Origin of the sequence: Acinetobacter sp. FDAARGOS_494 (assembly GCF_003812225.1) — a bacterium.
Taxonomy (GTDB): Bacteria; Pseudomonadota; Gammaproteobacteria; order Pseudomonadales; family Moraxellaceae; genus Acinetobacter; species Acinetobacter baumannii.
On sequence record NZ_CP033866.1, the window covers coordinates 2656711 to 2677860 of the forward strand.

26 protein-coding genes are annotated in these 21150 nt (G+C 40.7%); all 26 read left to right on the forward strand.

Translation table 11 applies throughout. From position 1 onward, the window contains the following. The first annotated feature begins 6 nt into the window (after window positions 1-6). The 26 genes from EG365_RS12880 to EG365_RS13005 all read left to right on the forward strand — a co-directional run bounded on the left by EG365_RS12880 (window position 7) and on the right by EG365_RS13005 (window position 21150). Window positions 7-759: a hypothetical protein gene (locus tag EG365_RS12880; protein WP_000959669.1), complete on the forward strand. Its 753-nt coding sequence runs from the start codon at window positions 7-9 to the stop codon at window positions 757-759. Window positions 760-902: 143 nt separating this feature from the next. After that, window positions 903-1121 (forward strand): hypothetical protein, encoded by a 219-nt coding sequence (locus tag EG365_RS12885; protein ID WP_001017708.1) that lies wholly within the window; start codon window positions 903-905, stop codon window positions 1119-1121. Between the two features lie 84 nt (window positions 1122-1205). Further along, a complete protein-coding gene (locus tag EG365_RS12890; RefSeq protein ID WP_000134357.1) occupies window positions 1206-1397 on the forward strand; it encodes a hypothetical protein in 192 nt (63 codons plus the stop codon). A gap of 12 nt (window positions 1398-1409) precedes the next feature. Further along, entirely contained in the window at window positions 1410-1877 is a 468-nt protein-coding gene (locus tag EG365_RS12895) for a hypothetical protein (RefSeq protein ID WP_000341073.1), read from the forward strand. Further along, entirely contained in the window at window positions 1846-2487 is a 642-nt protein-coding gene (locus EG365_RS12900) for a putative metallopeptidase (protein ID WP_025464493.1), read from the forward strand. Before EG365_RS12895 ends, EG365_RS12900 begins: the two co-directional genes overlap by 32 nt. 58 nt (window positions 2488-2545) lie before the next feature. Then, a complete protein-coding gene (locus EG365_RS12905; protein ID WP_000157679.1) occupies window positions 2546-3028 on the forward strand; it encodes a DUF2280 domain-containing protein in 483 nt (160 codons plus the stop codon). Further along, window positions 3006-4532, forward strand: coding sequence for a phage terminase large subunit (gene terL, locus EG365_RS12910; protein ID WP_001086353.1), 1527 nt, complete (start codon window positions 3006-3008; stop codon window positions 4530-4532). The genes EG365_RS12905 and terL overlap by 23 nt, the downstream gene beginning before the upstream one ends. Before the next feature lie 8 nt (window positions 4533-4540). After that, entirely contained in the window at window positions 4541-5875 is a 1335-nt protein-coding gene (locus EG365_RS12915) for a DUF1073 domain-containing protein (protein ID WP_000852314.1), read from the forward strand. Next, entirely contained in the window at window positions 5820-6632 is an 813-nt protein-coding gene (locus EG365_RS12920; RefSeq protein WP_000207474.1) for a phage minor head protein, read from the forward strand. Before EG365_RS12915 ends, EG365_RS12920 begins: the two co-directional genes overlap by 56 nt. Window positions 6633-6697: 65 nt before the next feature. Further along, on the forward strand, window positions 6698-8023 hold the full coding sequence (locus EG365_RS12925) for a HEPN domain-containing protein (protein ID WP_123806488.1): 1326 nt from the start codon (window positions 6698-6700) through the stop codon (window positions 8021-8023). Between the two features lie 51 nt (window positions 8024-8074). Beyond that, window positions 8075-9274 (forward strand): DUF2213 domain-containing protein, encoded by a 1200-nt coding sequence (locus tag EG365_RS12930; protein WP_000849767.1) that lies wholly within the window; start codon window positions 8075-8077, stop codon window positions 9272-9274. Between the two features lie 13 nt (window positions 9275-9287). After that, window positions 9288-9758 (forward strand): hypothetical protein, encoded by a 471-nt coding sequence (locus EG365_RS12935; RefSeq protein WP_000240725.1) that lies wholly within the window; start codon window positions 9288-9290, stop codon window positions 9756-9758. Between the two features lie 5 nt (window positions 9759-9763). After that, window positions 9764-10738 (forward strand): DUF2184 domain-containing protein, encoded by a 975-nt coding sequence (locus tag EG365_RS12940; protein WP_000039809.1) that lies wholly within the window; start codon window positions 9764-9766, stop codon window positions 10736-10738. Between the two features lie 13 nt (window positions 10739-10751). Next, window positions 10752-11135, forward strand: coding sequence for a hypothetical protein (locus EG365_RS12945; protein ID WP_000877804.1), 384 nt, complete (start codon window positions 10752-10754; stop codon window positions 11133-11135). Between the two features lie 9 nt (window positions 11136-11144). Further along, window positions 11145-11528 (forward strand): DUF4054 domain-containing protein, encoded by a 384-nt coding sequence (locus EG365_RS12950; protein WP_000383142.1) that lies wholly within the window; start codon window positions 11145-11147, stop codon window positions 11526-11528. A gap of 9 nt (window positions 11529-11537) precedes the next feature. Beyond that, window positions 11538-11729, forward strand: coding sequence for a hypothetical protein (locus tag EG365_RS12955; RefSeq protein ID WP_001116148.1), 192 nt, complete (start codon window positions 11538-11540; stop codon window positions 11727-11729). A 7-nt stretch (window positions 11730-11736) separates the two neighbouring features. Then, window positions 11737-12219 (forward strand): hypothetical protein, encoded by a 483-nt coding sequence (locus tag EG365_RS12960; RefSeq protein WP_001287062.1) that lies wholly within the window; start codon window positions 11737-11739, stop codon window positions 12217-12219. Then, window positions 12212-12655: a hypothetical protein gene (locus EG365_RS12965; protein WP_000376613.1), complete on the forward strand. Its 444-nt coding sequence runs from the start codon at window positions 12212-12214 to the stop codon at window positions 12653-12655. Before EG365_RS12960 ends, EG365_RS12965 begins: the two co-directional genes overlap by 8 nt. Before the next feature lie 62 nt (window positions 12656-12717). Next, entirely contained in the window at window positions 12718-13485 is a 768-nt protein-coding gene (locus EG365_RS12970; RefSeq protein WP_000090027.1) for a hypothetical protein, read from the forward strand. A 6-nt stretch (window positions 13486-13491) separates the two neighbouring features. Beyond that, window positions 13492-13806 (forward strand): hypothetical protein, encoded by a 315-nt coding sequence (locus EG365_RS12975; protein WP_001159813.1) that lies wholly within the window; start codon window positions 13492-13494, stop codon window positions 13804-13806. A gap of 35 nt (window positions 13807-13841) precedes the next feature. After that, on the forward strand, window positions 13842-14069 hold the full coding sequence (locus EG365_RS12980; protein WP_000513918.1) for a hypothetical protein: 228 nt from the start codon (window positions 13842-13844) through the stop codon (window positions 14067-14069). A 70-nt stretch (window positions 14070-14139) separates the two neighbouring features. After that, a complete protein-coding gene (locus EG365_RS12985; RefSeq protein ID WP_001229359.1) occupies window positions 14140-14640 on the forward strand; it encodes a zinc ribbon domain-containing protein in 501 nt (166 codons plus the stop codon). Between the two features lie 94 nt (window positions 14641-14734). Beyond that, window positions 14735-17773: a tail protein gene (locus EG365_RS12990; RefSeq protein WP_031977640.1), complete on the forward strand. Its 3039-nt coding sequence runs from the start codon at window positions 14735-14737 to the stop codon at window positions 17771-17773. 10 nt (window positions 17774-17783) lie between these two features. Further along, window positions 17784-18437 (forward strand): DUF2460 domain-containing protein, encoded by a 654-nt coding sequence (locus tag EG365_RS12995; RefSeq protein ID WP_000073188.1) that lies wholly within the window; start codon window positions 17784-17786, stop codon window positions 18435-18437. Then, window positions 18434-19291 carry a DUF2163 domain-containing protein gene (locus tag EG365_RS13000; RefSeq protein ID WP_001248150.1) on the forward strand — a complete coding sequence of 286 codons (858 nt, stop codon included), beginning with the start codon at window positions 18434-18436 and terminating at the stop codon, window positions 19289-19291. Before EG365_RS12995 ends, EG365_RS13000 begins: the two co-directional genes overlap by 4 nt. A 56-nt stretch (window positions 19292-19347) precedes the next feature. Then, on the forward strand, window positions 19348-21150 hold the full coding sequence (locus tag EG365_RS13005) for a sialate O-acetylesterase (protein WP_001130838.1): 1803 nt from the start codon (window positions 19348-19350) through the stop codon (window positions 21148-21150).

Here is a 21150-nt window from a genome sequence, read left to right on the forward strand (position 1 = left end):
GCGATTATGTTAGTTGAAAAGTTTGATTTTATTGAGTTACTTCGCCTTGCTATTGCTCAAGGCAAAGCAGAAGGTAAGAAAATTTCAAAAGATGTAGTTTTAGGTGAATTAGCGCTGTTATCACCAGCTGCAAAGCTTTGGGCCACAGTACTGGTTGAGAAGGTTGATTTTGAACGTATTGCAATAATTACCCCGGCACAAAAACAAACTGAAACTTTTTACAGTAAATATGATTTTAATTTTCAAACTGAACGCCGTATTGAAGATATTCCGGGCAAGGTTGAATTCGTTCGCGGCGAGATTAAATCTGGTAATTTTTTCCGAGCGCGAAATAAATTAGCGGTAAAGATTCATGAAGAAATGGTAAAGAAAAAATTTACACCTACTAATGCTCAAGGTGATCTCACTAATCTGGCTAAAGGAATGGCTGAGATTATTTTGCGTGGCCATGTTTTTGTTAAGGCTATGTGTGGCTCATGTCAGGGAATAGGCAAAATCGAAATATTTAATGCTAAAGGTAATCCTGAAGGATCTAGGTTCTGTGAAAAATGTAATGGCACTGGTAAACGTCCTTACACATTGAATGAAAAAATGCAGCTTGCGGGAATCAATGCAACTAAAACGGCCTATATTAAGAGCTATCAAAAGTTTGAGCTGTTTGGAGAATCAATCGTTGCAGAATGGGAAAATGAAATTAGAACGCGTATTTCTCGATCATTCCGTTTTGAACTTCCTGATAGTCAAGAAACTTACGCTTGACAGTTGGGTATACACTTGAGTATAAAGATTTCTAAAATGGGCGAAATGTAAAGTAATCGCCAGAATGAATTTAAGAGCTCGCCAATCGGTGGGCTTTTTTATTTTGTGCTATAGTCCAGTCTAATTAAAATCTGGTACTTAAAATGAATATCTGTGTTGGTGGTGAACTTGACGGGCAAAAGATTGAAAAAGAAGGGCGATTGTTAAGAGCTTCTGATATCGACCCAAGTTTCACAACAGAATATTACAAACAGGTTTTTAACCGCGACAATACGGTTTTCCATTTCTGGTTGCCAATCGGATCTGACTTACATGATATGTCTGAGAAAGTTCTAAACATCCTTAGAGCACCTAAAAACTAGTTTATCGTTTGCCGGACGTATTACGGCGCAAATGGCCCCGCTAAATATCGATTATTGGCGGGGCTTTTTCTTTTTGGAGTATGTATGACTGAATTTCAAAAAATTACACATGAGATTAGACAGCTCCAAATAGAGCTAAACCATTTGGGAAGTTGCAATACAAAAGGTTTAAATACAGAACAGATCGCTCACTTAGATGAGCGATTTTTTTTGGCCATAGCAAAGCAAAATAAATTAATTGCACGCCTCAACAATAAACCAGAAGGCTTCTTATAAGAGGCTATTGGTATGGATGATAAAGAGTATTTTTGGCTAACACGGAAAAAAGAACCTAAACCTAAGTCCAAATCCAGACCACTACCTAAAGCTACTCAAAAGTACTTAGAGGCAGAGGAAGAACTTACACAAGCTTTAGATAATCTGGAAATTAAATACGAAAAGAAATTCCAGTTTAAATCAACAAAGCATTGGCGTTTTGATTTTCATTTAATTGAACATCGTATTTTAGTTGAAATTGCTGGCGGTCCTTGGTCTGGTGGACGAAAGGGCAGGCTGGCAACAAAGGCGTGGAGTATGGACCGTTACGATGTTGCTGAATCAATGGGATATACCGTTGTTCGGTTAGAGGCAGCACCAAGATTTAAGATTAATGAATCTGGTCCATTACAGATCCAAGCTCATTTCGCAAGCCAATGGCTCAAAAATTTAAAGAGGCAAATATTTAATGGATCAGATCAGACCATTTCCTCCAACTGATTTTATGGATCAGGCCGAAGAAGAGGAAGCACTCCGTTTAATACCTGCACCTGATTTAAAACTATGGGTAGTTGCTAATTTTCTTACGCTGGGTGGACCTTTACATAATCCAGATCACGACCATATCGCTGAGATGCTTCATGATAATGAGGGTTTCTTGGCTTTCGCATGGGCTTCTTCTGCTTATACCAGAGCTAAGCGTATGGTGCTCGGCCAATGTGAAAAGGTTATGTTTCAACAAGGCGGCTGGAAGAAAGCTCGACAAGAGCAGCAAATGCGCGACTGGTTCGGATTCGTTCCAGTTTACTTAATCACAATCGATGCAAGCTTTTGTGAAAAGGCAAACGATAGCGAGTTCTGTGCTTTGCTTGAACATGAGCTTTATCACATCGGTGTAGAACGAGACTCGGACGGTGAAATTATTTACAGTGATCATACTGGCTTACCAAAGCACTATTTAGCCGGTCACGATGTGGAAGAGTTTATCGGTGTTGTAAAACGCTGGGGAGCAAATGACAGTGTTAAGAGGCTTATTGAAGTTGCTAAAAACCCGCCGTTTGTTTCTGATTTAGATATTTCGAAATGTTGTGGAAACTGCGTAATCAATTGAGCCATGAGGCTCTTTTTTTTGCCTATCTTCCTTGACGTACCTTGACGGATAGAGAGAAATGGCATCTTTAAATAAAAAGCAAAAACTCTTTATTGTACGGTCACTTGCTGTATTTAATACACCTCAAGAAACAGTATCGCTCGTCAAGGAAGAATTTAACATTGATGTGACACGTCAACAGGTCGAGACGTATGACCCTACTAAAAGAGCTGGTAAAGATCTTAGTGCTGAACTAAGAGCAGAGTTTGATCTGGCGAGAAAGGATTTCTTAGATAAGCCTGAGCATATCCCAACAGCAAATTTATCTGTACGCCTAAAAATATTGAATGATTTAGTCTACAAAAATTCTCGAAATGTTAGGGCTGTTAGAGGACTGTTAGAACAAATTGCCAAAGAAGTAGGTGGTCAATTTACTAATACAAGTAAAACCCAATTAACGGGCGCAGATGGGCAACCATTGCAACCTCAACATGTTACTCAAGTTGTCGCAACGCCTGAACAGATAAAGCAGGTGTTAGATGAACTCCAAGGTAAATACTAAGCTGCTCGAAATGCAGTTAGAGCGAGAGCTTTGTGAGAAAGAACATTTATTCTTTACACGGCGTTTTTTCTTACCTCGCATGGGCTTTAAGTTTTCGGTCAATTGGCATCATGAATATATTGCCGACAAGATAGACGAAGTAATTGCGGGCAAGGTTAAGAACTTAGTTATTAACGTTCCACCGGGCAGTGGTAAGACAGAATTACTCACTAATCTTATTGCCCGTGGTATAGCTCGTAATGCTCGTTCCCGGTTCTTGTATTTATCTTTCTCACAATCACTTGTAGAGGATGTATCTGCAACAGCTAGAAATATTGTTAAGTCAGAAGACTTTCAGAGTTTATGGCCAGTAAAGATCTCTACCAGTACGGACGCTAAGTCTAGTTGGAAAACCACAGTCGATGGATATGACGCAGGTCATGTTTATTCTGCTTCGATGGGTGGGCAGGTCACGGGTCGCCGTGCTGGTACATTAGCTAATGAGGGCTTTACCGGTGCCATTATTCTTGATGACCCATTAAAGCCTGAGGATGCATTTAGCCAGACCGCTAGACGTAAAGCTAACCGTAAAATTCTAAACACGGTCAACTCTCGTAAAGCTAAATCTGACACGCCAATTATTCTGATCATGCAACGTTTGCACGTTGAAGATCCGACTAACTTTGTGTTGACTGGCAATGTACCTGGTGAGTGGGAACAGATCAGTATTCCCGCACTTATTGATGATGAGTACATCATTAAGCTACCAGAGCACATACAGCGCAAAATTCCACGTGATGTTGAGCGTGATGAGAAAGGCCGACAAAGCTACTGGCCATTAAAAGAATCTTTACTTTCATTGCTGCAGCTGGAGAAAGGCGGGGAAGATAAAGACGGCGCCACAGTGTCACGCTATACGTTTGCAAGCCAATACATGCAAAACCCTAAAAAGCTGGGTGGTGATCTTGTTAAGGCTGAGTGGTTCCCACGTTACCTAGAGCTACCTGTTCTTAAATGGCGTGCGATTTGGGCAGATACGGCGCAAAAGACAAAAGAGCATAACGACTTCTCAGTGTTCTTATGTGCTGGTCTTGGCTATGACAATAACCTTTACATCATTGACGTGAAGCGTGGCAAATGGGAAGCACCAGAGCTATTGAAAGAAGCTAAAGCTTTTATCAATAAACACAAGGACAGTAACACAAAGATTGGCAAGCTTCGTTATATGGCCGTAGAGGATAAGGCGAGTGGTACCGGTTTAATTCAGTCCATATCTAAGCAGACCACTTTACCAATACGTGCGATTCAGCGAAGTACTGACAAACTATCAAGGACAATGGACGTCATTCTTTATGTTGAAGAACGCCGTGTCTGGTTACCAGCTAATGCACCGTGGCTTTTGAACTACATTGAAGAAATTGAAGGCCTTACTGCTGATTGGACACATGACCATGACGACCAGTGGGACCCAACCATTGATGCGATTAATGATTCATTAGCCAAAAAGCCAACTGTATTTGATTAGAGGAAATTATGGCTGAAACTAAAAAGCCCGATGCAATTGGCGATGCAGGGGCATATACAAACTTTGTCTCAAATATTGGTACCGACCGTGACAAAGCTTCACATGGTTCATTCGTTAAGAAAGTTATTCCTGATGAGCAATTAGAAGCGGTGTATCAACACTGGTTGGCTAAGCGAATCGTCAACCGCCCAGCAAGTGACATGTTACGAGCTGGATGGTTCTATGAAGGGATTCAGGATAACGATTTATTAAAGCTCAAAGAGGCGTGTAAGACTTTTAACTTAGATGGGGTGCTCTTATCTAGCTTGGTCCTTTCTCGCTTGTATGGCGTTTGCTATGTGCTTCTAGGAACTGTGGACGGCGGCAACTTAGATCAACCGTTTGATTTAAACAAGTTAGGCGTGGGGCGTTTAGAGTTTTTCACGGTGCTTAAGAAAAAGCACATTGAAGCTGATACCAGTAAATATTTATCACCAAAGGAGGCAGGTGGAGTTTTAAAGCAGCCTGAATTTTACAAGCTAAAGCTTGATGGTAAATCTAACCAACGGATCCACCACACTCGCTTAATCAAATTTTGCCATGCAGATGTAGTTAATGAAGAACCTGTAAGTGTTTTGCAGGAAGTTTATGAAGATCTGCTTGATCATGCCGCCGTTAAGAAAGCCTCAGCAAGTCTTGTGCATGAATCAAAAATTGACGTGATTAGAACCCCCAACTTGGTCGATAAGATCAAGGAGGACATGAAATCCGTAGTTGAACGTTTTCTCAGTGTCGGATTACTAAAGGGTTTAAACGGTATGCTCGTCTTGGATAAAGACGAAGAATACGATTCAAAGTCTTATAGCTTTGGTGGTTTGCCGGATCTAATGCGTGAATTCTCTATTCAAGCTGCTGGTGCTGCGGATATGCCATATACGATTTTATTTGGCCAATCACCTGCGGGTATGAATGCAACAGGCGAACATGACACACGGAACTATTACGACAGTATCGCTACTAAGCAAACATGGTCCTTAAAGCCATTCATGATGAAGCTTTTAAGGGTAATTGTTCAAACTACATTTGGACGTCAGATTCCAAGCTTAGACGTTGTATTCAATCCACTCTGGCAATTAGACGCAAAAGTCCGTTCTGAAGTTGAGAAAGCTAACGCTGAACGGGATGCTAAATATTTAGAGATGGGCATTATTACAGAGCCACAGATAGCACGTCAGCTACTCATTGATGGTGTTTATTCAGTGATTGATGAAGAACATATCAAAGAGCTTGAGACAATGGTGAAGCTTAATGACAACGATAATTCAGATCCTGAAACCCCACCTCCAGCAGGCGAAGAAACGTAAAAAAGGTCGTAAAGCTTCTAAGGCGAGAGCCGTGCACGTAAACCGCCGTGTAGAGCTATATTACACACGGCAATTACTGGCTATCTCAAAATATTGTCAGGAACAAACTAAGGATTTAGTTATTCCTACAGTAGGCCAGAACATCGGAGATGCATGGTTCTCTGACATGATGGCGGCGTTTAGGGAAAAGCTCACAAAGTATGTTGTTGAGGTTTCCCGTCCGTTGGCCACAAAGGTTGTGACTGACACCCAAAAGGAAGTGGACAAGCAAATTGCAGAGCACACCAAAACAATTATTGGTGTGGATCTTACGCCGTTTTATCGAGCTGCTGATATCCAAGACGAGGTAGATCTAAACATTACGGCAAATGTCAGTTTGATTAAATCCATTCCACAGCAATACGCCGATAAACTTGAAGTGCTAATCACTAATGCTTTACAGACCGGCCAAACCAATGAAGAGTTGGCCAAAGCAATTAAGCAATTGGGTTTATCTACTGATTACCGAGCACGTCTTATTGCTAGTGATCAGATGGGCAAGATTAACGGCCAAATTAACCAAGCTCGACAGCTTTCGATGGGTGTTGAGACATACACATGGCAAACGGCGAAAGATGAGCGTGTAAGGCCAGATCACCAGCATAAACAGGGCAAGACATTTAGATGGGATTCACCGCCAGAAGGGGGGCATCCCGGTCAGCCTATTCGTTGTCGTTGCACAGCCTTACCTAATTATGAGGATTTTCTAAGTTTTTAATAAGGTATAATTTAATTTTTAATCAAATTTTATACTTTATGAACCTAAAACATCTGACTAATTTAATGTTAAAAGATTTGTATTTAATCAATACAGGAGGAAAAGAAGATTATGAGTTTGCAGGTTTTGCAACAGGTAAAAATAATTATCAAGTAACTTTGGATAGAGTATTTGAGGATAGGCTTTCTATCATATCACTTGAGATTTTCAATAATTACAAGCCTGATTTTAGAATTGATGAAATTCAGTTTAAGAAAATTGTAAGAAAAGCAATTGTTAACTTAATTACAACCGATCAAATTGATTTAAGCTCAGATTTTGATAACTTGGAGTTAATAAGATGTGAAACTCAAAATTTAGTCAAAGAAACACAAATAGAGCATGTTCATATTATTCCAGCAAGAACTTTAGGATTTGAAAAAAAAGGAAGGTTGAAAATAGGCCCAACTACTATTTTTTCATTAGAGGAATGGATAGAAAATTCTGAATTTCATAATGAACTTAAAGAAAAATATGGAGGTAATGAAATAAATTCAGAATGGAAGATCAATTTATTATTAAAATTAAAAAATCCTGCCTATCAAATAACTGGTGTTGCCGACAAGATATATGAGTTTGTTAAAGACTCAAATTCAATAATCAAAGTTAATTTAAAAGGATTTGAATATGATTTTTCTAAGAAATTAAGTAAGTTAATCGCAAAGACAACTTTAGACATGCTTTCTTTATTTTTAGGGTGGCAGAATGCTTTTTATAAACAAATTATCCATGATGAAAGAATCGGTCCAGCCATCACTTATGACTTGAAAGAATTTGATGGGTATATTGGTTTTCCGGGCGTTAAGTTAGAAAAACAAACACATCCTCTAATTCTAGAGGGAGAAAGAGAAATAGAATTTTTAAGTGAGTTTGAAAAGTTTAAAGAAAACTTTGAGTATATTTTAGATAGTTTTATTAATCTAAAAAAATGTAAATATCCATTATTAACACATAGATGGATATTAGCTTTAAGATGGTATGCAGAAGGAATACGAGAACCTGATGATGTTATAGCAGTAGCAAAATTAGCTTGTTGTCTTGATGCTTTAAGTAATGGCGGAAAGTTAGGTGGAATAAAAACTCTTCTTACTAATATCCTAGGCATAGAAAGTGATCAAATAATATTTAAAGATAAAATTAAGAATATAGATTTGCACACTTTTGTAAAAAGAGTTTATGACAATGGTAGATCAAGAGTTTTTCATGGCACTATTGAAGATATGCTTGAATCTTATGAAATAGATAAATTAAGACTTATTGAATGTTGCCGTTTAGTTTTATTAGAAACTTTAGTTCGCTTAAAACGATATGACGGTCAAGATATTGGCAAAGCTTTTCAGTTAATGAAGTAAAAATATTGTTATCCAAACCCACTTCGGTGGGTTTTTTATTGAGCGCAATTTATGAAAACAATTTACCAACTCAAAATTGGTGACTTTGCGCCAAGCGAATCGACACGCTCATTTACCAAAGAGGGATATCTGAAATGCGTCAATGTTCGCTTGGCTAAAGCGCCTCAAGTACGTCAGTACTATGCGTATGAGTTTCCATCATTGGAAGGTTATACCGCTGATCAAGTCATTAATGTCTACACGCCAGCAGAAGAGCTTTTCAAGCCTGAGGCTATTCAAAGCTTCAATGGTGTAGACGCTACAGACTATCACCCGCCTAAGAATGAAATTAACGCTTCTAACTGGAAGGATTATCACATTGGCTATTGTGAGAACGTCCGGCAGGAAGGTGATTATCTGGTGGGCGATTTGCTCATTAAAGACAAGATCAGCATTGATCTGATCCAAAGCAACGAGCGGCTAGAAATGTCGCTTGGCTATGGAGCCTTATTAATCGTTGAGCAGGGTACGGCGCCAGATGGTACGCCGTATCAAGCGAAATTTATCAATTTTATAGGCAATCACGTAGCGCTCGTTAAATATGGCCGTTGTGGTGGTGATTGCCGCATCGGTGACAAACAACAAACTCCACATAAGGGGAATATATCAATGGAAGTTATTGTAAATGGTGTGCGCTATAACATTGGCGATAACACGCCTTTAGCGGATGCATTAAAAATCCAGCAAGAGCAGCTTGACAATCTAAAGGCGGCAAAGCTCAAAGTTGGTGATAAGCAATTTTCTATAGGTGATGAATTGAACGCAGTTCAAGCGGTTGTAGATCAGTTACATGCCGAAAAAACAGCACTGGAGCAAAAAGTAGGTGATCTGGAAAAGAACCAGATGACTCCTGAAAAGCTTGAGCAAGCTGCTGCAGAGCGTGCTGCTGTGATTGCCGATGCTAAAGCATTGGTGCCAACAGTTAAAACCGAAGGTTGCTCATGTGAGCAAATCAAGCGTGATGTTATTGCTGCAAAAGCTGGTGATGCTTTAGTAACTGCTTTGATGGGTAACGTATCAGTAGGTGATGCAAAGCCTGAGCAGATCGACACAACTTTCCGTGCACTCTGTGCTGTGAAGGGTACTCATCCTTCTAATCCTGTAGGTGATGCTCTTCACCAGCAGCAAAGTGTTAAAGCTGGTGATGGCAACCCAGCAGGCGGTGGGGATGAAAAGACCTACAGTAAAGAAAACGCATACAAAACAATCTAAGGGGAAGTAAATCATGGTTAAGCAATACGATGCTGTACCCGGTATGAAGTTTCACCTCATCGGACCAGAGGATATTTTATCCCTGCCTATGGCTGGTGCCGGTTTGGTGAACGATGGTGACGTGGTTGTACGTAGTACGGACGGAAAAACATTTTCTGCAGTAACCGGCGCAACCAACACCAAGTTTGGAATTATCGTACGTCACGGCGTAGGTAAATCAGGCAAAACGGCAGATGGCAAAGAAGCCTACAAAGCAACAGATGTCGCGCCAGTTATGACAATTGGCTCAATTTACGTGAAGGTCACGGCACCAGTCACCGATATCAACGCAAAGGTTTATGTCAAAACAGCTAACGGCACCACAGCAGCGCCGTTAGGTTCTTTATCCCCAACAGCAACAGACGGTACAGAGTTACCGAACGCATCTTGGGAAACAATTTCAAATGAGCAGGGCTTAGCTGCTGTTCGCTTACGTGGGGCATAATAATTATGAGTAAATTGGCAGCAATGAAGCTACGTCTAACACCAGTAGCTCAAATGGTTCAAGCAAATATTGGTGATGCATTTAACCTTGATGCATTGGCCCAATTATTCGTTAAATTGGAAGAATTTAACGAAATGGATCCTCAGCTTCAGCAAGTGATGGATTACGCTAAATACATTCCTGTTAAACCTGTCAGTGCAGTATATGGTGGAGGAGAAATCCTAAGCCGTAAGAAAGGTGTGGGTTTGGGTAAAGATCATTCAGGAACTGGTAATGATATTCCTTTGGCCGAAGTTGAATATGATACGGTTCAATTGCCTGTGAAGGTCGGTACTATTGGTTATATGTATTCAGTGCTGGAGTTAGAAGCAGCTCAAAAATTAAATTTAGCGCTTGAAGCAGATAAAGTAGAGGCAGCTCGTCTTGCTGCAGAAAAACACTTAAGCAACATTGCATGGTATGGCAATGCACTTACAGGGGTTAAGGGTTTCTTAAATCAGACTGGTGTAACCATAGTTACAGCCCAACATAACTGGGCCACCGCAACCATTGAAGAAGTACTAAGTGACTTCAATGCAAGCTTGGCAGATGCTGAAGATCTTGTTGATGGGGATGTGTCCGTACAGCCAGATACTTATTTGATGGCATCAAATCAATACTTACACCTTTCTACTCGTGTAGTTGCTGATTCTGGCGGTAAGACTTTCTTAAAATTCATTGAAGAAAATAACATCTTCGCATCACAAGGTAAGCCGTTAACCATTCGTGGTTTAGGTCGTTCAAACGGAAAAGGTACAGCAGGTGCTGACCGTTCTATTATTTACCGCCGTGATCCGTCATGCATCCAAATGAAATGTGATGACGTCACTTTCTTGGCAGCTCAACCAGTTGGTGTGGATATTAAAGTGCCTGGTCACTATAAATATCAAGGCGTATGGTTGAAGCGTGTTGATTCTCTCCGTTACTTGGATCACGTGTAAGGATTAAAACAGTATGAAATATTCTTATATCTATAGCGGCTTACAGGCCGCTTTTGTTTTTTCTGGTATTGCTGTTTTGCCTACAGGCACACCAACTCTTGTGGATGAAGAGGCGCACAAGAAGCTCACTAAAAATAAGTTTGCTAAACATCTTATTGATATCGGTGAACTTGAAGTTCAGGAAATCCCAGATGAAGAGCCTAAATCAACGGGTAAAACTGGTGGCCGTGGTGGTAAAGGCGGCAAGCAAAACGATGCTGCAGGTGACGCGGCAAAAGCGGCAGAAGAAGCTGCTTTGGCCGCCGTGAAAGCTGAATTAACAGCTCTTGAAGTAACGTTCAGTGATGATGAAACACTTGAGCAGTTACAAGCTAAGTTAGCTCAGGCTAAGGAATAAGGTAGACATATGGACGTACAAACGTTTCGTAAAAAGTTCTCGACTGATTCGAGTTTAATGTCTTTGCCAGATGAGAGAATTCAGGATGCATTAGAAGAAGCGGATCTGATTGTTTCTCAAATTGAGTTTGGCGCATTAAAGGAACGTGCTGTAGGTCTGTATGCAGCACATATCCTTAAAGTTGGTACTGCAAGTGGCAATGGTGCTGCTTTTGGTACCGCATCAAGCATGACCATCGCTGGCCAAAGTGTGAGTTATTCACGTTCATCGAAAGAAGCTTTCTATGATCTCAGCATGTATGGCCAGCGTTACCTTGCGTTAAAAAATTCCATTCCAATCGATGATGAAGGCACAAACCCTAATCGTTTAGGTGTTGGCGCTTTTGTCGTATAGGAGAATCCCATGCCTTTTAAATATCAGGCACCAGAAGGTTATAAGCCAACTAAACTCGTTATTGCTGGTCAGAACCTAGATATCAAAAACGGCGTTTTAGAATCTGATAATGACATTATCCATATTTTAAAGCCCTTAGGTTTTGAGCGTTATATTGAAGTTGTTGAGCCAAAGAAAACGGCGGCCTCTGCTAAAGAGTAATTAAGCTATGAGCGATTATCGTGTTGATACTCAGGTCAACTTTGATGAGATGAATAATCGCGTTAGGTTTGAAATAAGACGCACGATTAACGCTCTTACTTTACGCTTACAGCGGATTGTTCAGGAAGACATGTTAAGTGGCCAACGACTCAAAGTTCAGTCAGGCCGCTTGCGTGGATCCGTTTCATCAAAGGTGGAAGAGGATAAGGATTCCATTGAGGGAACCGTGGGAGCTGGTGGTGCTTTGGTGCCTTATGCACCTGCACATGAGTTTGGTCTAAATGGTGCTTTGGGTGTTAAAGCACACCTAAGGACAATTAAACAGGCGTTTGGCCGACCTATTTCACCTGTTCAGGTCAATATTAAGGCCCATTCTAGGAATGTTCGGTTTAGAGAATTGCGGTTCATGCGTGATTCACTGGATATCGTGGCCAAGATTGTGCCGAAAAATATTGATGCAGCAATTCAGCGAGGTATTGCAGGTGGATAGCGAAGCAATTTATCAGGCGTTGTTTGAAAGGTTAAGTACAAGGGTAGAAGGACTGATTACGGTAAGTCGCCGTTTACGTCACTTTAACCATGTAACACCAGAACAGCGCCCAGCCATGTTTATTACACAAGGCAATCAGCAAGAAGTCCCGGTACATGGTTTAGATTCAAAAGTTGAACTAGCTGCTGAGGTTTATCTCTATATTCATGAATCGGACACTACAAAGCCGCCATCATCGCAGATGAATATATTCATCGATCGTGTACGTGAAGCAATTCAGCCGGACCATCCAGATTTTAATGAGTGTCAGACCTTAGGTGGTTTGGTAGAGCATTGCTGGATAGAAGGTACGATAGAAGTATATGAAGCAGTAGAAAACATGCTGGATGATCAGGCGATTGCAATTATCCCTATCCGGATCCTCACAACCAATTAACTAAACATTCATTTTATGACCGCCTCGATGGCGGTTTTGTCATTTTAGAGAGGTCAAAATAAATGGCTCAATATTTATTTGGTGCCGGCAAGATCTTTGCTACACCGATTCAAGATGTATACGGGCAACCGATTAGTAATCCCACACCAGTTGAAGTGGGGGTTATGCAATCCGTTGGTGTAGATATTAGCTATGACTTAAAAGAGCTTTTTGGTCGTGGACAGTTCGCCGTAGATGCCGCGCGTGGTAAAGGTACCATTAAATGTAAAGCTTCTTTCGGGCGTATTAACGGTACATTGTTAAATTCAATTTTCTTCGGAGGCGTTGTTGCTGAAGGTGGAATCGAAACAGTTTCCCAAACCATAAATGGTGAAGTAATTCCGGCTGGTGGCACTGTTACACCGGTTGTTCCTAACAGCGGTACATATGTAAAGGATCTAGGCGTAACAGATGCTAAGGCAATCCCACTTAAACGTGTAGCTTCAGCGCCAGCAACAGGGCAATACAGTGTAGATGCGGCAACCGGTGCTTATACATTTGCTGCTGCAGATGCAGGTAAAACGGTATTTATTAACTTCCGTTATTCAGCAATGGTGGCGGGTGCTAAGTCAATCACTGTATCTAACCTAGATATGGGTTATACGCCAGAGTTTGCCGTTGACCTTCAACGTGACTACAAAGGTAAGTTCATGCACATGAATTTCTTCCGTTGTACCAGTAACAAACTTGGATTCAGTTCAAAACAGGACGATTACGATATTCCTGAGTTTGAATTCCAGCCTATGGCTGACGATCTTAACCGTGTTTTCAAAATCGATTTATCGGAGTAATGCCAAATGCAATTTAAGCAAGTTGATAACCCACGTGGTAATAGTAAAGAAATTGCTGGTCAGACTTGGATTTTTGCTCCAGCACCATTGGGTACGATTGAGCGTTTCCAAGAACAATTAAGCTCAAACAATGTTCCAGCATCTGTAATTGTGGACATGGCTCATGTTTGTTTAAAACGGAATTACCCGGATATTACCCGTGAATATGTTTCTGATGAGCTCTTAGATATGGGTAACATGGAAGAAGTTTTAGCCCTAGTAACTAAAACATCCGGTTTGGAATATACAGGTAAACCCGCAGGTGAAAGCTCGGGGGAATAAACTGGGAGGAGCTGTACACGCATTTAGTGTTAACGATGGGTAAAGATTACGACTATGTACGTAATGAAATGGACCTGCCTAGATTAAGAGCATTAAGTGCGTATCAGCAAAGTAATCCTCCCGCGCATATTGGGATACAACGGCTTTGCCGTATTTTGGAAGCATTTATGGGAATTGATGAAACTCCGCAAGCTATCACCGTTTCAGATGATGACGAGGACGATATGCTGGAAGTTTTGTCGAATTTTCCACAGGGTGGTTGAGGCTGCCCTGTTTGCATTATTTGTAAGCGTTGGTTAAAGTTTGTTGATTAAACTTTATAAGGATAAATCAATGGCTTTAACAAATTGTAAAGAGTGTGGGGCACAAGTTAGTACTCAAGCTAAAAATTGTCCAAGTTGTGGAGCAAAAGTTAAAAAACGCTCCTTATTAAAATGGATCTTTCTAGGATTTGTTATTCTATTTATTATTGGTATTATTGCTGGTGGTGGAGAGGGATCTTCTTCATCAAGTAGCACTAGAGAATTGTCACCTAAAGAAGATGCATTAAAAAATACTGTACTTGATTATGATTGGTCAAAAGGTGGTTTTGATAGTGTCATGTTGGTTGATTTTAAAATCAAAAATAATAGTAAATATGATATTAAAGATATCACTGTAGAGTGTGAGCACTATTCTAATAGTAAAACAAAGATCGACAGCAATAGCCGAGTAATTTATGAGATTGTTAAAGCTGGTGAAACTAAAACAGTCAAACAATTTAATATGGGATTTATACATTCTCAAGCTGCATCGTCAGGTTGTGGAATAACTGACTTAGTTGTAATTCAATAAATATTCTTTAGAAAATAACCCCGTTCACACGGGGTTTTTTATTTTTCAAATTTACCTTGCATCGGCAAGGTTTTTTTATGCCTATGAGGTGTGTATGGCAAATAATAACCGTGTCGAAGTGCATGTTGGTGCTAAAACTTCCGAGTTAAAGGAAGGTATGCAAGATGCAGAAAAAATAGTTTCAGATTCCGCCAAGAAGATTGAAAGTACTGGGCATAACATTGATTTTAAACTTGATCTTTCTAATCTACGGTCAGAGCTAAATGGCTTTGCCTCAAATCTTTCAGATAAGTTCAAGACGGTAGGCAATGATATTAAGAGCTCGCTGACTAATGGTCTATCTTTGGTCCGAGGTGGTTTTTTTCTTGGTATTGGCCAAGAGATTGCTAGAAGTGCAGCGGAAGCGGTTGCAGCAATTCCTGATCTTGTATCTGCAGTGGGTAAGGCTTCAAAAGAGTTAGAAATTCAAGCCCGATTAGCAAACTCGAATACTTTGGAATTTCAAGAATGGGCATTTGCTGCCAAAAAAGTAAACGTGGAGCAGGACAAGCTATCGGACATCATGAAAGATGTAAACGATAAGTTTGGTGACTTCATGCAAACTGGTGGTGGTGAAATGGCCGATTTCTTTGAGAAAATCGCGCCAAAAGTCGGTGTCACTGCCCAACAATTTAAAGGTTTATCTGGTCCGCAAATCCTAGAAAAGTACTACCAGACTTTGCAAAAAGCTAATGTGTCACAGGCTGAAATGACTTTCTATATGGAAGCCATTGCGAACGATGCAACATTATTAGCACCATTATTGGATAACAACAGTCAAAAATTAAAAGAGTACGCTAAACAGGCTCATGATTTAGGCGTAATCATGAGTGAAGATGCCATAGCTGCTACCAAAGAATTTAATACGTCCCTTGAGACTGTCCAAACAACACTTCAAGGTGTATTAACCCGTATTGCAGCACAAGCAGCTCCATCCCTTACTGAATTAGCTAATCAATTTTTAACTTTTGCGGTTGATTCCAAGGATGCCATTGATGATTCAATTAAATCGATTATTGGCATTTTTGAAAGCTTGTTTAGCATTCTAAGTGAGCAGTTCACAACGATTGGAGCAATCTGGAGTGACTTGACTGGAAGCATTGGAGACGATGCGAATAAACAGATTGGCTTTATGGATGCTATATCTGTAGTACTACGAGCATTAGGTGTTGTAGTTACCGGCTTTCAGGTAGGCGTTCAATCTGCTTTTGCAATCATTCGTGCCGTTGTTGTTACGGTCTGCCAAGCATTAATCATTGCATTTAATGGCCTTATGGCTGGCTTTGATATGGTACGAAGTACTATTCAGTATGGTTTGGATGTACTACAAGTTAAGTTTCAAACATTTGGTAGCGTTGTAAATAATATCCTCCATTTTAACTTCTCAGGCGCAAAAGCTGCATGGGAGGGTGGTTTATCTCAGCTTGGTAGTATTACTGATCGATACACTAATCAAATGAAGGGCCGCATGGCTGAGCTGAAAAACTCTTGGAATGCAGGAGCCACTACAGCAGCAAATTCACTTGTCACAGCAGGTAAGCGAATTCTTGAGGTTACAACAGCGGGTAATCAGAAGATTACAAACTATGTATTTAAGGACCCGACAAAACCAATTGAGCCGCCTAAACCTCCTAAGCTTGGTTTAGGTACTGCACCGCCGAATCCTAAGTTGGGTATTGGTACTGGTGAAAAAGACGACAAAGGTGGGTCTAAGTCATCAGCTAAATCTAAAGCCGAGCAGGAAGCTAAAGAGCGTCAGCGCCAAGCTGAACAGGCTGCTAAAGCACTTGCGGATATTCGGTATAAATATGCATCCGAAGAAAAGAAAGTCGCTTTAGATCTGCAAAAGGCATTAGATGAGATTGAAAAATCCAAGATGACTGCAGATGAAAAAGCTGCTGCGAAAGTCAAAGCCGAAAAGGATGCATCCGACAAGATCATTGCTATTCGTTTAAAAGAGTTTGAGGAATACAAAAAAGCTCGTGAAGAACAGATAGACAATTATCAACAGCAAGCACAACGCCTATATGAAATTGAAGCGGCACGAATTCAGGCTGAGTTTGATGCCAAGAAAATTTCAAATGTTCGTAAAGTTCAGTTGGAAAAACAGCTAGAAGATCAGTTGCGCGAAATTAAGCGACAAGGTCTTTTAGAGCGTTTGGCTTTGGAAAATGAACAGACAAACATTACGGGTAAGCAAGGTAATCAAAACCAAATCACAAACAATATTTCTGATTTAGAGACGGATCAGAAAGTTGCTGACACTAAGTCTATGGGCTTAATCAGTGATGCGGAAATGAAAGACTTTGAAGCTAAGTTTGGTGGCTTTACTTCTCGACTTTCTAACCTTTGGGATCAGGGCATTCAGTCTCTTATGAATGGTACCCTCACTTGGAGTAACGCAACTAAAGCAGTGCTTGCTGACATGGGAGCATTTGCCTTGCAAACAGCTACTAAAGAGTTGCAAGGATGGCTAAGAATCCAAGCCATTAAGTTGGCTCGTAAACTTGGCTTTGTGGGTGCTGAAACAGCAGCAGAAGCTTCTGGCCAAGCTGCTCAAACAGGGGCAACCATTGCAGGTGAAGCAACACGTACCAGCGTTACTGCAGCAGGTGGTTTGGCACGTTTAGGCTTAAAAGCAGCTGAAGCGATCAAAGGAATCATGATGTCGGCATGGGAAGCCATGGCCGGAGCTTTTAAAGCCATGGTTGCAATTCCATATGTTGGTCCAATTTTAGCCGTTGGTGCTGGTGCAGCTGCTTTTGGTTTGGTTGCTGGTCTTGCGGGCAAGATTAAATCTGCTCGAGGCGGTTACGACATTCCATCCGGTGTAAATCCTGTTACTCAACTGCATGAAGATGAAATGGTATTACCTTCGCAACATGCAAATACCATCCGTGAAATGGGTAAAGCCTTACGTAACGGTGCAAGTTTCGGAGCAGCTGCAGTTGCTGAAGGTGGAGGTGCGGGAGCAACCATTAATATTAGTGCTATTGATGCCAAGAGTATTCAACGGCTCTTGAAGAGCAATGGCCGTGCAGTTGCTAGTGGTTTGCAAAGTTATGCCCGTGGATTTGGTAAAAACGGTAAATAAGGAGGTGTAAGTGTCAAACGTATTATTTCCAGAATTACCCGGTCTTGAATGGGATACATCTATTACTCCCATGTTTAACACCAAAATCATGACCTCCATTAATGGCCGGGAGCTTCGAGCAAGCTTTCAGGCCTCACCTAAATATGAAATCTCGTTGTCTTACGCATTCTTGCGCGAAAATAAGGGGAGAAAGGAATTGCAGCAACTTCAAGGATTTTATTTAGAGCGCCGTGGGGCATTTGATTCATTTCTTTATAAGATGCCTGATGACAATGAGTTTAGTTGCACATTTATTGGTGATGGAACTACTACAACTTTCCAGCTATACAAGGATATGTACACAAGCCAATTGCCTCTAGGTAATACAGAGGAGCAGATTGTAGGTGAAGTAGATCCCAACATGTGGAATCAAACACCAGCCAAAACAATGTGGAACACAGACCAAGAAAAGCTTATGTGGAATAACGCAACTGCTCAGATAACGAGTGACGGTAAATATGTACTTTCACAGCCGATCGAGGAGGGTGTAGAGGTAACTGTGACGGGTACTTTTTACTACCGTTGCCGTTTTAAAGATGACACACAGCAATATGTCAACTTTATGCATAAGCTTTGGAAAGCAGGGAAGGTTGAATTAATTGGTTCTTTGGGGAATAAGATATGAGACAGGCCTCTCCAAAACTTATAGCCTTGTTAGATGCCGATCAGTTCATCATGGCCGATCTTTACACCATTACAACTATTCAGGGCATTGAGTATCGCTATACAAGCTATGACGTCAATTTGACGGTGCAAGGCAAGGAGTTTCGAGCTGATGGACCAATTATCAGCCGAGAAGGGACTAGCCTTTCTTTAGGCATTGAAGTGGATAACTTATCTATCACTATTGAGGCAACCGAAAATACAAAGTTCGGCGATGTACCCATAGCTCAAGCTTTCCATAACGGAATTTTAGACGGCGCTCGGTTTAAGCTAGAACGAATTTTCATGGATATGAATACTCCTACAGATACCAGTGCCGGCACTTTAGTCTTATTTGAAGGGCGTATTGTTGAGCCTGAGCTTAATCGATATGAAATCAACGCAAGTGTGGTCTCTGATGTTGATAATTTAAAGCTTCAAATGCCAAGGAATTTATACACACCAGGATGCTTAAACACTTTATTTGATAGTGCATGTGGGCTTTTAAGCGCGGATTTTGCGGTAAATACTACTATTGGTACCAATAGTACGCCTAACCGCATACTTTGCGATTTAAGTCAGCCACAAGGTTGGTTTACTCAAGGAGTTGTGGAGTTTTTAGAAGGTGCAAATATTGGTATTAAACGAACCGTACGCTTGCATGAAGCTGGTTCGCTAATCCTAACTTTGCCGCTTTTAAAAATGCCAGAGATAGGAGAGGCGATTCGTGTTTATCCGGGTTGTGATAAACGTCTCGATACATGTACTAATCGTTTTAACAACCGTGCTCGATTTCGTGGTGCACCATTCGTACCCGTTCCTGAAACATCAATTTAATTTTTTAAATTTAACCCAAGCCCTGCAAATGCAGGGCTTTTTATTTGGGGGTAGAAATGCCTTTACCTAATGCCGACCAGTTCGTTGGTCAAAATGTGACTGAATCGGGCTTTAAGCAAGCCCAAACTCAACTGATTCAATTTCTAGGTGATGAAGTTCCAACTAATGAAAAATTAGTTAATACCTTTGCCACAAAAGCAATTGCTGATTCTAAAACCACCTTAATGCCAATTGATTACAAGATAACTGTGACCAGTGATCCCGATGAAACAAAGAATGGTGATTACACGTGGAACGGTACGGAATTAGTTAAAAGTCCTTATGATCCTGTTGATAAATCGAGACAATTTACAAGTGAAGAAGTAGGTAAAGTTTCTGCAGATGTTAAGGAGAAATTTGAAAAAATTAAACTTTCTACCAGTAGTGAATCCACTTCTGTTATTCCAGTCTTGGTTGATAAAGATAATAAGACTTTAATTGGTTATGACACAGAGAAAGACCAGATTGCCGCAGGGAGATTGCAAGAGCAGGTTTTAGAAAATTTACCTAACTTAAAAAAATCGGAAGACATTGGGAAAATTGCTGTTCTAACAGACTCAACGCACAAAATCTTGATTGGTTATGATACGGAGAAAGACCAAGCGATCATAGCGGGGCTAGAGTTACCAAATCAAAGACCTCTCGTGAAGGCCGTTAATCACATTCTGTTTTATGGTCAATCTCTATCAGTCGGAGCAACAGCAACCACGATTCTAAGTACATCGCAGCCTTATTTTAATGTGACATTCGACACGGGCCCACGCAAAGACTCAGCTGCAAATTCAGTCATTCCACTGATTGAGCAATTTAATAATCCAAGTTCAGATGGCTATGATAATCGCGGTGAGACTTGTTGCTCTGGTGCAGCAAATTACGCAAGTCGAGCAATGATGCTAGAGAATGGTATTGATCCAAAGGACCATGTAATTTTTGCATCTACCGCAGGACATGGGGGGTATCGCATCGATCAGCTTGAAAAAGGTACGGACTGGTATAACTTTTTTATCGAGCATGTGTCCGAAGCAAAGCGTCTAAATGGCGAAGATTACAAAGTACAAGTCGTGTGCTGGGTGCAAGGTGAAAATGATGCAGTAAGTTCAGTACAAACAAGTTATGAAGTTTATCGACAAAAACTTTTAAAACTTCAGTCAGATGCCAGTGCAGATATTAAAGCGATTACTGGTCAAACGGATGAAGTGAAATTTATTACTTATCAAATGTCGTATGCAGCAAGAACGTGGGAAAAACAAGCGCTTGTTCAACTGCATCTTTGTCAGCAATCAGATAAGTTTTTGATGGCTACGCCGATGTATCACATGCCGTATGCCATTGACAATATTCACCTTACAAATGTTGGTTACAAGTGGCTCAGTGCTTATTTCGGGCGCGCATATAAACAATTGGTTGTTGATAACCGAAAGCCTGATTTTATCAATCCCAAAGTAGCTCAACTAATCGGTGATGAAATTCATATCAACTTTGACGTGCCGAAGGTCCCTCTTGTACTTGATACAACAACTTTAGCTTTAACGACAGATCATGGATTTAAAGTTCTTGTTGATGGAGACGCAACAACAATTGTGAGTGTTACAGTTCAAGACGATAAAGTTGTTCTTAAATTATCTGAGCCGCCAACGGGGGTGGTCAAGGTTCGATATGCATTGGACCATCTTGGGGCTGGCATCAGTCTAACTGGTGGAGCATCTGGAAATCTCAGGGACTCTACTGCAGATGAAATTTTAATTGATGGAGTGTTAAAGCCACTTTATCACGTATGCCCGCATTTTGAATTGACTGCATTTATAGATAAAGGAATTTAA

Bases quoted from the DNA above. Each gene is read 5' to 3' on its own strand.
- EG365_RS12985 (WP_001229359.1), top strand. From the start codon at position 14,140: ATGGCTTTAACAAATTGTAAAGAGTGTGGGGCACAAGTTAGTACTCAA.
- EG365_RS12880 (WP_000959669.1), top strand. From the start codon at position 7: ATGTTAGTTGAAAAGTTTGATTTTATTGAGTTACTTCGCCTTGCTATT.
- EG365_RS12970 (WP_000090027.1), top strand. From the start codon at position 12,718: ATGGCTCAATATTTATTTGGTGCCGGCAAGATCTTTGCTACACCGATT.
- EG365_RS13005 (WP_001130838.1), top strand. From the start codon at position 19,348: ATGCCTTTACCTAATGCCGACCAGTTCGTTGGTCAAAATGTGACTGAA.
- EG365_RS12920 (WP_000207474.1), top strand. From the start codon at position 5,820: ATGACAACGATAATTCAGATCCTGAAACCCCACCTCCAGCAGGCGAAG.
- EG365_RS12955 (WP_001116148.1), top strand. From the start codon at position 11,538: ATGCCTTTTAAATATCAGGCACCAGAAGGTTATAAGCCAACTAAACTC.
- EG365_RS12940 (WP_000039809.1), top strand. From the start codon at position 9,764: ATGAGTAAATTGGCAGCAATGAAGCTACGTCTAACACCAGTAGCTCAA.
- EG365_RS12990 (WP_031977640.1), top strand. From the start codon at position 14,735: ATGGCAAATAATAACCGTGTCGAAGTGCATGTTGGTGCTAAAACTTCC.
- EG365_RS12975 (WP_001159813.1), top strand. From the start codon at position 13,492: ATGCAATTTAAGCAAGTTGATAACCCACGTGGTAATAGTAAAGAAATT.
- EG365_RS12890 (WP_000134357.1), top strand. From the start codon at position 1,206: ATGACTGAATTTCAAAAAATTACACATGAGATTAGACAGCTCCAAATA.
- EG365_RS12900 (WP_025464493.1), top strand. From the start codon at position 1,846: ATGGATCAGATCAGACCATTTCCTCCAACTGATTTTATGGATCAGGCC.
- EG365_RS12885 (WP_001017708.1), top strand. From the start codon at position 903: ATGAATATCTGTGTTGGTGGTGAACTTGACGGGCAAAAGATTGAAAAA.
- EG365_RS12930 (WP_000849767.1), top strand. From the start codon at position 8,075: ATGAAAACAATTTACCAACTCAAAATTGGTGACTTTGCGCCAAGCGAA.
- EG365_RS12980 (WP_000513918.1), top strand. From the start codon at position 13,842: ATGGGTAAAGATTACGACTATGTACGTAATGAAATGGACCTGCCTAGA.
- EG365_RS12895 (WP_000341073.1), top strand. From the start codon at position 1,410: ATGGATGATAAAGAGTATTTTTGGCTAACACGGAAAAAAGAACCTAAA.
- EG365_RS12935 (WP_000240725.1), top strand. From the start codon at position 9,288: ATGGTTAAGCAATACGATGCTGTACCCGGTATGAAGTTTCACCTCATC.
- EG365_RS13000 (WP_001248150.1), top strand. From the start codon at position 18,434: ATGAGACAGGCCTCTCCAAAACTTATAGCCTTGTTAGATGCCGATCAG.
- EG365_RS12925 (WP_123806488.1), top strand. From the start codon at position 6,698: ATGTTAAAAGATTTGTATTTAATCAATACAGGAGGAAAAGAAGATTAT.
- EG365_RS12945 (WP_000877804.1), top strand. From the start codon at position 10,752: ATGAAATATTCTTATATCTATAGCGGCTTACAGGCCGCTTTTGTTTTT.
- EG365_RS12905 (WP_000157679.1), top strand. From the start codon at position 2,546: ATGGCATCTTTAAATAAAAAGCAAAAACTCTTTATTGTACGGTCACTT.
- terL (WP_001086353.1), top strand. From the start codon at position 3,006: ATGAACTCCAAGGTAAATACTAAGCTGCTCGAAATGCAGTTAGAGCGA.
- EG365_RS12950 (WP_000383142.1), top strand. From the start codon at position 11,145: ATGGACGTACAAACGTTTCGTAAAAAGTTCTCGACTGATTCGAGTTTA.
- EG365_RS12915 (WP_000852314.1), top strand. From the start codon at position 4,541: ATGGCTGAAACTAAAAAGCCCGATGCAATTGGCGATGCAGGGGCATAT.
- EG365_RS12960 (WP_001287062.1), top strand. From the start codon at position 11,737: ATGAGCGATTATCGTGTTGATACTCAGGTCAACTTTGATGAGATGAAT.